11 protein-coding genes are annotated in these 12,467 nt (G+C 53.4%); 4 read left to right on the top strand and 7 right to left on the bottom strand.

What is annotated here, in order from left to right:
* Window positions 1–108 precede the first annotated feature (108 nt).
* From B2Z72_RS02175 to B2Z72_RS02165, 3 genes are all read right to left on the bottom strand, one after another.
* On the bottom strand, window positions 109–768 hold the full coding sequence (locus B2Z72_RS02175) for a carbonic anhydrase (RefSeq protein WP_296985910.1): 660 nt from the start codon (window positions 766–768) through the stop codon (window positions 109–111).
* Between the two features lie 114 nt (window positions 769–882).
* Complete coding sequence (gene oadA, locus B2Z72_RS02170; protein WP_296985907.1) at window positions 883–2,679, bottom strand: sodium-extruding oxaloacetate decarboxylase subunit alpha; 1,797 nt, start codon at window positions 2,677–2,679, stop codon at window positions 883–885.
* 24 nt (window positions 2,680–2,703) lie between these two features.
* Complete coding sequence (locus tag B2Z72_RS02165) at window positions 2,704–4,119, bottom strand: acetyl-CoA carboxylase biotin carboxylase subunit (protein WP_296985905.1); 1,416 nt, start codon at window positions 4,117–4,119, stop codon at window positions 2,704–2,706.
* Between the two features lie 171 nt (window positions 4,120–4,290).
* Here B2Z72_RS02165 and B2Z72_RS02160 point away from each other — a divergent pair, with 171 nt between their 5' ends.
* Window positions 4,291–5,238 (top strand): LysR family transcriptional regulator, encoded by a 948-nt coding sequence (locus tag B2Z72_RS02160; RefSeq protein WP_296985903.1) that lies wholly within the window; start codon window positions 4,291–4,293, stop codon window positions 5,236–5,238.
* Between the two features lie 78 nt (window positions 5,239–5,316).
* On the opposite strand, the gene B2Z72_RS02155 is transcribed toward B2Z72_RS02160, so the two are convergent.
* Together B2Z72_RS02155 and B2Z72_RS02150 are read right to left on the bottom strand one after the other, a co-directional pair.
* Window positions 5,317–5,445, bottom strand: coding sequence for a hypothetical protein (locus tag B2Z72_RS02155; RefSeq protein ID WP_296985901.1), 129 nt, complete (start codon window positions 5,443–5,445; stop codon window positions 5,317–5,319).
* A gap of 83 nt (window positions 5,446–5,528) precedes the next feature.
* Complete coding sequence (locus tag B2Z72_RS02150; protein ID WP_296985899.1) at window positions 5,529–5,780, bottom strand: hypothetical protein; 252 nt, start codon at window positions 5,778–5,780, stop codon at window positions 5,529–5,531.
* Window positions 5,781–6,049: 269 nt separating this feature from the next.
* Here B2Z72_RS02150 and B2Z72_RS02145 point away from each other — a divergent pair, with 269 nt between their 5' ends.
* Together B2Z72_RS02145 and ccoG are read left to right on the top strand one after the other, a co-directional pair.
* On the top strand, window positions 6,050–7,459 hold the full coding sequence (locus B2Z72_RS02145) for a PLP-dependent aminotransferase family protein (protein ID WP_296985898.1): 1,410 nt from the start codon (window positions 6,050–6,052) through the stop codon (window positions 7,457–7,459).
* A gap of 120 nt (window positions 7,460–7,579) precedes the next feature.
* The gene (gene ccoG / locus B2Z72_RS02140; protein ID WP_296985895.1) at window positions 7,580–9,055 is read left to right on the top strand and encodes a cytochrome c oxidase accessory protein CcoG; all 1,476 of its coding nucleotides are present in this window, start codon (window positions 7,580–7,582) and stop codon (window positions 9,053–9,055) included.
* 76 nt (window positions 9,056–9,131) lie between these two features.
* Here ccoG and B2Z72_RS02135 read toward each other — a convergent pair whose 3' ends face one another.
* Window positions 9,132–10,508 carry a glutamine synthetase family protein gene (locus B2Z72_RS02135; protein WP_296985894.1) on the bottom strand — a complete coding sequence of 459 codons (1,377 nt, stop codon included), beginning with the start codon at window positions 10,506–10,508 and terminating at the stop codon, window positions 9,132–9,134.
* 210 nt (window positions 10,509–10,718) lie between these two features.
* Entirely contained in the window at window positions 10,719–11,318 is a 600-nt protein-coding gene (locus B2Z72_RS02130; RefSeq protein WP_296985892.1) for an FMN-dependent NADH-azoreductase, read from the bottom strand.
* A gap of 134 nt (window positions 11,319–11,452) precedes the next feature.
* Here B2Z72_RS02130 and B2Z72_RS02125 point away from each other — a divergent pair, with 134 nt between their 5' ends.
* Window positions 11,453–12,364, top strand: coding sequence for a LysR family transcriptional regulator (locus B2Z72_RS02125; RefSeq protein ID WP_296985889.1), 912 nt, complete (start codon window positions 11,453–11,455; stop codon window positions 12,362–12,364).
* The last annotated feature ends 103 nt before the right edge of the window (window positions 12,365–12,467 follow it).

Below are 12,467 nucleotides of genomic sequence, written 5' to 3'. Positions count from 1 at the left end.
CAGATTGGGTCTGAACTACTACAAATAAACCCATTCCAGATTAATAACTTTCCCTGCGCCAGCGTCAATGAACGACCAGGCACAGGAGAAAGCGACAGACAAAAGGGCTTATTCGAGCCCTTTAATCTCCTCAGCGTACTGCACATCAAAGTCGTTAAATGAACTCTGATTATGATCGCAGCAGCGGATGCTGCCGGTCTTGATATCGTAAATCCAGCCATGCAGATGTACTTTACCGGTCGCCAGACGTGCTGCTACCGCAGGGTGCGTACGGATATGCTGTACCTGCTGCAGAACGTTTTCTTCGATGGCTTCGTTCAGGTGCTCATGGCCAACCTTCTGACCAGAAGCAATACCATTGCGCTCACGCACAATTTCAATGGCTGAACGGCAGTGGCCTAACCATTCTTTTACGTGTGGCAGGCCATTGATGTTGTCGACATCCAGAGCACCAGTTACGGCGCCACAGTCGGTGTGGCCGCAGATAATAATATGACGCACACCCAGTACCGCTACAGCGTACTCGATAGAGGCCGTCATACCACCGGTTTCGTTGCTGTGCGGTGGCACAATGTTACCGGCGTTACGGCAGATGAACAGATCCCCCGGTGCCGAGCCGGTTACCAGGTTCGGGTCGACACGGGAGTCGGAACAGGTAATAAACAGAATTTCCGGGCTCTGACCGGTTGCCAGAGAGCCGAACAGGTCTTTGTTTTTTGGGTATACGTTCTTACGGAAGTTGAGAACGCCTTTGACGATCTTTTCCAAAACAGGTCCTCGCTATGGTTGACGTAAGAATACGGGATTGCTTGCGTGTTAAGTATGGTCATTTTGCCCGAACACCTGTGTCGTGCGTTCACAAGTATCCGGGCGAATTCAGGATCAGGCGATTTCGATCAGGATTTCTCCCGGCGTTACGCGATCACCTTTACTGACGTAAACCGCTTTTACCGTACCGGCGACGTTGGCGTGTACTTCGGTTTCCATTTTCATGGCTTCAGCAATCAGTACCGCCTGACCGGCTTCTACTGTATCGCCTTCTTTAACCAGTACATCAACAACGTTACCTGGCATGGTGGTGGTCACATGGCCCGGTTCGCTGGCGCGTTTACGTCCGCTGCCACCTTCGGCAACGAATTCGTTCATTGGCTCAAATACTACCTCTTCCGGAATACCATCCATCGAGATGTAGAGCTTGCGTTTACCGGCACCAAAATCACCCACACCGGTTACTGCAATTTCGTAAGTCTCACCGTGCACGTCGATTTTGAATTCCGACGCAGCCGCGCTGAGTTTACCACCACCAGCAGCTTCCGGTGGCAGCAGTTCTTCAGGTTTGAGTGTTCCATCTTTACGCTGTTGCAGGAACTCACGACCCAGATCCGGGAACATAGCAAAGGTCAGTACATCTTCTTCGCTTTCTGCCAGATCACCGATATCCGCACGCAGTTTATTCAGCTCTGGTTTCAGCAGATCAGCCGGACGACCAACATCCACGCTCTCATTACCAATGGCTTTTTTCTGCAGCTGAGCATCGACTTCCGCCGGTGCTGCACCATAGCCACCCTGCAGGTAACGTTTTACTTCGTTGGTGATGGTTTTATAACGCTCACCCGCCAGCACGTTGTACACCGCCTGGGTGCCAACAATCTGTGACGTTGGAGTAACCAGCGGAGGGTAACCCAGGTCTTTACGTACCCGTGGAATTTCCGCAAACACGTCGCGGATTTTATCCAGCGCGTTCTGTTCTTTCAGCTGGTTAGCCAGGTTGGACATCATGCCGCCCGGTACCTGGTTAATCTGCACAGACACATCTTCGCGGGTAAATTCGCTTTCAAACTGATGATATTTTTTGCGCACTTCACGGAAGTAATCCGCAATTTCACCCAGCAGTTCCAGATCCAGACCGGTATCGTATTCGGTGCCTTTTAAGGCTGCTACCTGAGCTTCAGTCGCCGGGTGGCTGGTACCACTGGCGAAGGAGGAAATCGCTGTATCGATACGGTCGGCTCCGGCCTCAATGGCCTTCAGCTGACACAGTGGCGCCAGACCGGCAGTGGAGTGACTGTGTACCACCACAGGCACAGACACTTCGGCTTTTAATGCCTTAACCAGATCGTACGTGGCATAGGGTGTTAACAGACCGGCCATGTCTTTAATGGCAATAGAATCTGCGCCCATTTCCACCATAGCGTGAGCCTGTTTCACAAACAGCTCTGGGGTATGCACCGGGCTGGTTGTATAACAGATAGTGCCCTGAGCGTGCTTACCGGCTTTCTTCACGGCCTTCATGGCGGTTTCCAGGTTACGCACGTCATTCAGTGCATCAAAAACACGGAACACATCAATGCCGTTATCGGCGGCTTTCTGCACAAAAGCTTCAACCACATCGTCGGCATAGTGGCGGTAACCCAGCAGGTTCTGGCCACGCAGCAGCATTTGCAGTGGAGTTTTTGGCAGAGCGGCTTTCAGCTGACGCAGACGCTCCCATGGGTCTTCTTTCAGAAAACGCACACAGGCATCAAAGGTCGCGCCGCCCCATACTTCCAGTGACCAGTAACCTACCTGATCCAGTTTGTCACAGATCGGCAGCATATCTTCGGTACGCATGCGGGTAGCGATCAGAGACTGATGGGCATCGCGCAGAACAACGTCGGTAATTTCAATTTTCTTGCTCATAATCTTTTTCCTTTTACCTGCCGATTAAATGCCAGCATGAGCGGCAATGGCGGCCGCCAGGGCCAGGGCAATTTCGCTTGGGTGTTTTTTGTCTGAATACTGCAGCAGTTCCGGATGCTCCGGTACAAAGCTGGTGTTAAAACTGCCGGAACGGAAATCGGCGTGCTGCAGAATCTGTTTGTAATAGTTGGCGGTGGTTTTAATACCGTGCAGACGCATGTCATCCAGTGCACGGGTACCGCGGGCGACCACTTCTTCCCAGGTCAGCGCCCAGACCACCAGCTTGAGACACATGGAGTCGTAATATGGCGGAATTTCATAACCGGTATAAATCGCAGTATCCACCCGCACGCCCGGACCACCTGGCGCGTAGTAATGGGAAATGCGGCCAAAGCTCGGCAGGAAGTCGTTCTTCGGATCTTCGGCATTGATACGGAACTGCATGGCAAAACCGCGGTAAGAAATATCTTCCTGGCGATAGCTCAGCTCCAGGCCAGCGGCAATACGCAGCTGTTCACGCACGATATCCACACCCGTGATCTGTTCGGTAATGGTGTGCTCTACCTGTACCCGGGTGTTCATTTCCATGAAATACACTTCGTTGCCGGTGAGCAGGAATTCCACGGTACCAGCGTTTTCATAACCGACGGCTGCCGCAGCTTTTACCGCCAGACCACCAATATAGTCACGCTGTTCCGGTGTTAACTGCGGGCTAGGCGCAATTTCGATCAACTTTTGGTTACGGCGCTGAATAGAGCAGTCGCGCTCGTATAAATGCACCACGTTGCCTTTGCTGTCAGCCAGCACCTGAACTTCGATATGGCGCGGGTTAACGATGCATTTTTCCATAAAGACTTCGGCTGAACCGAAAGCTTTGGTGGCTTCTGAAATAACACGGGGATACTGCTGTTTTAATTCCTGCTCGCTGTCACAGCGGCGGATACCACGACCACCACCACCGGAAGTCGCCTTGATCATGATCGGATAACCAATCTCGCTGGCCAGCTGAATGGCTTCATCCAGACCGGACAGGTTGCCTTCAGAACCAGGAGTGATCGGCACACCTGCGGCACGCATGGTGTCACGGGCCTGAGTCTTATCACCCATTTTGTGGATAACGTCGGCTTTCGGGCCGATGAAGGTAACGCCTTTCTGTTCACAGATACGGGCGAATTCAGCGTTTTCAGACAGGAAGCCGTAACCCGGATGAATGGCATCACAGCCAGTCTCCAACGCCAGGTTAACGATGCGCAGTGGATCAAGGTAGCCCACCAGAGGATCTTCCCCCAGAGAGTAGGCTTCATCAGCGCGCTTCACATGCAGGGCGTAGCGATCCGGTTCGGTGTAAATCGCCACCGAGCGGATGCCCATCTCGGCGCAGGCGCGCACGATGCGGACGGCAATCTCACCGCGGTTGGCAATCAGAACTTTCTTTAACATAAAACTCTCCTTCCCTGTGTTTCAGGATGATTTTTATCCTAGCCCTCCGGCCCAATAAGCTGAAATTGATATTTTTTTCGTTATCTATAAGGTATTACTTATACATCAGCCGAAATCAGCAAAAGAGCATTAATAGCCATGCCGTTGTCAGTACAAAAACTAGTCAGCCGGATGACATTCCGCCAGCTGCAGGTGTTTAAGGCGGTCTATCAGGAACAGAGTTACAGCAAGGCGGGAGAGCTGCTGGGCCTTACCCAGCCTGCGGTGAGCAGCCAGATCCGTCAGCTGGAGCAGGCGGTGAATCAGCCATTATTTGAATACGTCGGGCGGCGACTGTTCTGTACCGCCGCCGGGGAGCGCCTGATCCTCAGTATCGACAACATCTTTACCGAGATGAAAGACCTGCAGACCGATCTGGCCGCCATGCAGGGCAATGTCGCCGGCGAACTGAGACTGGTGGCGGTGAATACCGCACAATATGTTGTGCCTTATCTGCTGCGCGCCTTTCTCGACCTGTACCCTCACGTCAGCATCACAGTGCGCGTGGTGAACCGTGCCGCGGCCATTCAGCGTCTCAATGACAACAGCGACGATCTGGTGATTATGGGCATGGTGCCAACAGAAAAGCCGCTGTCATCACTGCCCTTCCTTGATAACCATCTGGTGCCTGTGGTGCCGCCGGGACATCCGCTGTTACAGCGCACAGACTTAACCGCGCAGGAATTTCTTGATGCCAATCTGCTGATGCGGGAACCCGGATCAGGCAGCCGCCTGGCGCTGGAAATGCACTGTCAGCAGCAACGCCTGAAAGTCAGAGCCAGTATGGAAATCGGCTCCAACGATGCAGTAAAACACGCGGTGATGGCCGGGCTTGGCGTGGCGGTGCTGCCGCGTCTGAGTATTCTGCCGGAGCTGCAGCTGGGCCATTTAAAAGTGCTCGATATACCGGGCTTTCCACTGCGCCGCAGCTGGTGTGTAGTCTATCCTCAGGCCAAGCATCCGACCCCGGCGATGCGCGCGTTTATTGAATACGTACAGCAGAATATTAAGCAACTGGAGCAGGTATTCCTGCGCCGCAGCGAATTTCCGTCACCGTTTCCGGGATTGCCAGTCAAATAAAAGATTGCTCAGCAAATAAAAAACGGCTCCGGGTATTCTCATACCGGGAGCCGTTTTCTTTATGCCAGCCGAAGGTAATCAGGCGGCTTTTTTCAGTTTTTTCTTCAGCTTTTTCAGCTTGCTTTCGTGCTTATCGATCTTGGCCTTACGGGCTTTGATCAGCTTTTTCAGGCTTACTACTTTTTTGGATTCTTTTTTCTTGGACATAATATGCTCCTTCCATCGCATTAAAGCATTGCATTGAGGGGTACTGCGATGCACGGCTGCGAAACACCGGCATTTCCCCGGGATCAGACATCAGAAGACTGATGTTCACGGATAAAACTGCGGATAAAGCGCCGCACTTCCCGCGCAGCACTGGTATCCAATTCTTCACATAACGCGAGAAACGCATCGCGCTCCTCACCGTTAATCCGGATCAGCAGTTGGGCGTCGTTCTTTTTGCCCGTTTTTTTACTGCTCTTCCTGCTGCTTTTTTCAGCACTGTCACTAACTGGCGGTACCTGTTCAGCGGGAGTATCTGCTGACTTATTTTTTGCCATTTCTTAAGCACTCACAAACAGCCACAAACGCCCACAAACGCCCAGTGCCAGCTCCGGTAGAACCTCAGAACAAATGACCAAAGGCCTTATCACTAAAAGGCCCGATCATTAAAAGGCACGCTCAATGAGCGATATACAATGTATATCACTATGTAATACACAAACCCTACACTCTGACAACGCAGATGTCACCCCCTGAAATCCAATCACTTCTGCTTCTGTACCTATCAGTGCTATAAAACCGACACTGAACCAATACAGATTTCATTATGGAAACGGCATACCGCTATCATGCGTTGGAAAACTGGCTGTTAAAAGGCATTGAAGAAGGCCGCTGGCAAAGCGGAGAACGCCTGCCTTCGGTGCGCGCTCTGTGTCAGCAACATCAGCTATCAAAAGCCACGGTGCAGCACGCATTGCAACGGCTGGAAGCCCAGGGACTACTGCAGGCAAAAGCCAAATCCGGCTACTACGTAACAGCCCGCAATACACACAACGACGAGGCTGCTGCCCACCCACTGCAAGCGCCGCGTCCGGTGAGCGTCAGCGATGTTTTCCGCGATATCATGCGCCGCAGTGCAGCCTTCGATATCCTGCCGGAGAGTGACAGTGAGCAACCACCAACCGGGATTACCGCATTAAACCGCGCCATTGGCAGAGCTTTGCGCCGCCAGCGTGGTCAGCATCATCAGTACTATGATCAACCTGCCGGGGACCCTACGTTGCGCCAGCAGATTGCCCAGCATCAGGCCCGTCGCGGCTGGCCGGTAACCGCCGATGATCTGTGCATCACCGCCGGTTGCCAGAATGCTCTGTTCCTGGCGCTGATGGCCTGTTGTCAGCCCGGTGATGTGGTGGCGGTGGAAACGCCGGGGTTTTACGGCGCACTGCAATTGCTGGAACAGCTGGGCCTGAAGGTAGTGGAAGTCCCTTCTTCTGTGGTCAGCGGCATGGACATGGATGCTCTGGAAGAAGTTCTGCAGCGCTGGCGGGTAAGAGCCTGCATCGTATCGCCTGCTTTTGCCACACCCACTGGCGCACTGATGCCGCAAAGCAGTGGCCAGCGCCTGCTGGCATTGGCTGAGTACCATGATCTGGCCATTATCGAAGACGATATTTACGCCGATACCGGCTTCACCAGCGTGCCAGCGCCACTCAAAGCCATGGACCAGCATCAGCGGGTGATTCTTTGTTCCTCTTTCTCCAAAACTCTGTCGCGCGATCTGCGCCTTGGCTGGATATCCGGCGCCCGCTGGCACGAACGTATTGTGCAGCTGAAACTGGTCACCCAGCTGGCCAGCAGCCGCGCCGTACAGCAGGGCGTTGCCGATTTTATGCAGGATGGCGGTTATGCCGCGCATCTGCGCCGCCTGCGCCTGACTCTGCAACAGCAGCGCGACCAACTGCCTGAATTGCTGCAGCAGTGGCCCGTTGCGGTAAATGTCACCCTCCCCCGTGGCGGCATCGCCCTTTGGGCAGAGTTGCCTGGGGACCGCGATCTGATGCAGCTTTATGGCCCGGCACGGGACATGGGCATTGTGATTACCCCCGGGCCGCTGTTCTCCTCTTCCGGTCGCTTCACTCATTGTCTGCGGATCAGCTTTGCGCACCCCTGGACACAGGCACGCCGGCAGGCACTGACAGATCTTGGCCAGCTGCTGCAACAGAGAGCCAGCTGACAGCACTGTCAGACGCTGATCTGAATAATCTGTACCTATTCATTTTGATTTTTTTAGGCCTTATCTGTTCAGTTAAAACACCTTAGGCTGCGCCGGTCATTCTCTTAGCCGAGGTTTACCATGCAGCCTATTCCGGTCATTCAGCTGGACCCAGCAAATCCCCCACAAACCAACGCCACCATAGTGACGGGACATGCTCAGGTGAACGGCAAATTTTACGTGCGCCTGACCCGTGGCTTTTATCAGAATCTGCGCCGCGCAATCAGCTGGCCTTTGATCGGGCTGTTTTTTATTACCGTCTGGCTGCGCTGGGATGAGCATCCACTGGTGCTGTTTTCTTTTGCTGAGCGGCGGATTTTTCTCGGGCCATTGCAGTTAAGCTGGTACGACCTGCCATTATTAGCCGGGCTGTTAATCACCGCTGCTGTGCTGCTGTTTTTTACTGCGGTGGCTTACGGCCGGATATGGTGTGGCTTCGCCTGCCCACAGAGTATCTGGAGCTGGATATTTATTCGGATTGAAGACTGGACGGAAGGCAGCGCCTCACACAGACGTAAACAGGAGGCGAAAGGACTGACAGCCAATGGCGTTGCATTCTGGCTGCGCCGCATCAGCAAACACCTGTTGTGGCTGCTGGTAGCACTGGCGACCGCAATAACATTCACCGGCTATTTTATCCCCGCCCACGAACTGGTCACACGTCTGGCACAACTGGATTTCATCACCGCAATCTGGGCCTGGGTACTGACCATGACCGCGCTGACCTACTTAAATGCCGGACTGGTACGGGAAAAAATCTGCCAGCATGCCTGCCCCTATGCGCGCTTTCAAAGTGTGATGTTTGATGCTGACACCCGCAGCGTCAGCTATGACAGAGTACGGGGCGAGCCCCGTAGTGCCCATGTTAAACAGGCTCCCTCACAAGCCCTCTCACAAGCCCCCTCTCAAACCTCCCCTGCTGTCTCCACACTGACAGGCAACGGCGATTGCGTAGACTGCACGCTGTGTGTGCAGGTTTGTCCGGCGGGCATTGATATCCGCAACGGCCTGCAGCTCGCCTGCATAGACTGCGGCGCCTGTATCGACGCCTGCGATAAGGTGATGAATAAAATAGGCAGAGCAACCGGCCTGATCCGTTTTGCCTCCGAAAATGAACTCAGCGGCAAGCACTCACCGTTATTGCGCGCAAAACTCTTCTCTTATTTTACTGTTCTTGCCATCTGCACTGGCGTGCTGATCTGGGGCTTCAGTCATTCCGCCGGACTGATCGCCGAAGTCGCCCGCGAGCGCGGCCAGCTCTATGTCGAACGGCCGGACAATACTGTCTGTAACGATGTGCAGATTAAAGCTGAAAGCTTTATCGCCGGGGAATATTCACTGTCCGTTGCTCTCAGTGCCGCTCAAACAGAACTGAGCAGCGCCTTTGAACTGGTTGGGGCGGATACGATTAATCTGCAGCAACAGCAGGGACAGTGGCTGAGTTACCGGGTGTGTGCGCTGTCTGAACAGCAATCATCTGCTGACCTGACATTTACCTTTTTTCTGGCTGATGAAGTGCTGACAAAGCCGTTTAAATTTATCAGCCCCAACAATTAACTGCCTTACTCCTTACCTTGAGCATAAAAAAAGCCCGCACAGTAAAAGCCGTGCGGGCTTTTTAATTTACGCAGAACTACACATTCAACAGCAGGTGCTCACGCTCCCACGGCGAAATCTCGCGATGGAACTGATGCAGTTCTTCCTGCTTCACCTGTGAATAAAGTTCGCAGAACTCAGGACCCAGCGCCTGATAAATCTCTTCGGCATCCTCGAACAGGTGCAGGGCTTCATCAAAGGTGGTCGGAATAGCGAATTCGTCATCCGGTTCACCGGCTACAGCAGGTGCCGGATCAATTTTATTCACCATCCCCAGATAGCCACAGATCAGGCTGGCAGCCAGCGCCAGATACGGGTTGGTATCCACGCCCACCACCCGGTTTTCCAGACGGCGGTCCTGGGCACCGGCATTGGGTACACGCAGACCCGTGGAACGGTTATCAAAACCCCAGGCCATATTGGTTGGCGCACTGGAATTGGTATCCGATTCAAAACGGCGATAAGAGTTTACGTTAGGTGCCAGGAACGGCATGACCTGAGGCAGGTATTTCTGTGAACCGCCGATAAACCAGTGGAACAGATCCGTGGCATCGCCATTTTCGTCAGAGAAGATATTCTTGCCGGTACTAATGTCCACCACGCTCTGGTGAATATGCATGGCACTGCCCGGCTGATCACGCATCGGCTTAGCCATAAAGGTCGCGAACATGCCGTTATTCAGCGCCGCTTCTTTGATGATGCGTTTAAAGTAGAACACCTGATCGGCCAGCCACAGCGGGTCGCCGTGGGTCAGGTTAATTTCAATCTGACCGGCACCGTCTTCCTGAATCACAGAGTCGATGTGCAGACCGGCGTCTTCGGCGTAATCGTAGATGGTGTCGATCACCGGGCCGTATTCGTCCACCGCCGACATAGAGTACGACTGGCGCGCCATACCGGAACGGCCGGTACGACCGACTGGCGGTTCAATGGGCTCATTCGGATCAACGTTAGGCTGAATCAGATAAAACTCCAGCTCGGGTGCAGCTACCGGTTTCCAGCCCTGTTCGGCGTACATCGCCAGCACCCGCTTCAGCACGTTGCGTGGTGCCACGCGTACGGCGCTGCCATCAGCGTTGTAGAGATCGTGAATAATCTGCAGAGTAGCTTCTTTCGCCCAGGGCACCGCCATGGCCGTCGACATATCCGGACGCAGTTCCATATCGGATTCTGCCCACTGGTTTTCAATGTCCATCTCGACGTCTTCACCGGTAATGGTCTGATAGAAAATCGATACCGGCAGGAAGATAGGCTTATCGGGCGAAAATTTGCTCACTGGCATGGCTTTACCACGGGACATACCATTCAGGTCCGGCACAATACATTCGACTTCATCGAGTTTGCGGCCGTTGCGGTATTCCTGAAACGCTTCTGGCAGGTTATCCAGCCATGCAAGTGGGTTGCTGTTACTCATACAGACTCCAGGTTATTGAGATAACCCAGTGTAATACGCTTTTGCCCGGATGTGTGGCGTGTTTGAACACTAACTTTGCGCCAGCGCAGGATTGTTGCCAATCAGCATGAGCTGGCGGAGGCACACTGTCCGCCGGGCACAAAAAAGCCCCGGCGAATCACCCATTACGCCGGGGCCTTTCCGAAATTTGCCGTACTGATTAAACGCGGATCAGAACAGAGCGGCGATTTCGTCCGCTGCGGCTTTGACACCGGCTTCTTTTGCTTCATCACCCATGTTCAGGCCTTCGGCGTGAATCATGCGAACGTCAGACAGACCAACAAAACCGAAGATCATTTTCAGGAAAGGTGTCTGAGTATCGGCCGGAGTATCTTTGTAGATACCGCCACGGGTAGTCACAACGTAAACAGGTTTGCTGTCCAGCAGGCCTACTGCACCAGTGTCAGTGTACTTAAAGGTAACGCCCGCACGGCACAGGTAATCCAGGTAAGTTTTGGTCTGCGCTGGCAGAGCAAAGTTGTACATCGGTGCAGTGAACAGAATTTCGTCTGCTTCTTTTACTTCAGCCAGCAGCTCATCAGCGTAAGCAACGATGGCTTTCTGATCGTCATTCAGCTGATCCGCAGGAGTAAACAGAGCGCCAACCACGTTGCCATCCAGGTAAGGAGGTACGTTGGCAGACAGATCACGGACGATCACTTCGCCACCGGCGTTTTTGGCTTTCCAGCCTTCGATGAATTTTTCAGACAGTTGGCTGGACTGACCGCCATCACCGAAAATGCTGCTTTTTACATAAAGAAGAGTTGCCATTATTTTCTCCGAAAATAGAGTCACTGAATTTGATGCGACCATTCTGGCCAATAAATCGTGCGCGTTAAATACAAAAAAACCGAACATATCTATCTAAAATACTGACCCATCACTGACAGACCACAGGATTAGCAATGAAGATCACACTGGAACAATGGCAGACGCTTGTTGCTGTGGTTGAAGCAGGCAGCTATGCCCGCGCAGCAGAACTGATGAACAAGAGCCAGTCCGCCATCAGCTACTCGATGTCGAAGATGGAAGAGCGCTTAGGCGTCGCTATTTTCCGCATTGAAGGACGCCGTGCAGTGCTCACCACCGCCGGTGAGGCACTCTACAATCAGGCGAAAAACCTGCTGGAAAAAGCCCGCTATGCTGAAGGCATTGCCGGCAATTATCAGGCTGGCAGCGGCTCTACCATTCATCTGGCGATGGAGATTATTTTCCCGGTGCCAATCCTCAGCGGCGTATTGCAGGCGTATGCAGAGAAGTACCCGTTTATCCGCGTAGAACTGCATGAAACTGCGCTCAGTGGGACCAGCGAAGCACTGAAAAAAGACAAAGTAGAGCTGGCCATTATCGCCAATGAATCCGCACGTTTTATGGGTGATCTTTTAATGCCGGTAAAATTCGTCGCGGTGGCGCATCCCCAGCATGCACTGCATCAGTTACAGCGCCCGTTAAGCTATGACGACCTGATGAGTGAACGCCAGATCGTGATCCGTGATTCCGGTTCACAACCCCAGGATGCCGGCTGGCTCGACGCGCAGAAACGCTGGACAGTCAGCACCATGGCCACCTCGCTGCACTGTGCCACATCCGGGCTGGGCTTCGCCTGGTATCCGGAATTTAATATCCTGCGCGAGCTGGAAAGCGGGCAGTTAAAACCTCTGCCGCTTGAGCAGGGAGCGGAAAGAATTGTCGATGTGTACATGGTATTGCGTGACGGAAAATCCGCCGCACCGCATGTGCAATATCTGGCACAACTGATACGCGATGCCGTGAATTCCGCCTGCCAGCGGCACCGAAAGCAGGCCAGCGGGAGTTAGTGGGCGGCCTGCTGCTATCTGATAAATCATTGGTGGGCGGAACTGAAGCTTAACTCCTGTATTTCAGTCACTTCCACCATCCATGGTGGGCGGAGCCCACCCT

The sequence above is a fragment of the Thalassolituus sp. UBA6592 genome (genome assembly GCF_002433655.1).
Classification (GTDB): Bacteria; Pseudomonadota; Gammaproteobacteria; order Pseudomonadales; family Oceanobacteraceae; genus Venatoribacter.
This window is presented reverse-complemented; position numbering and strand designations above follow the sequence as displayed.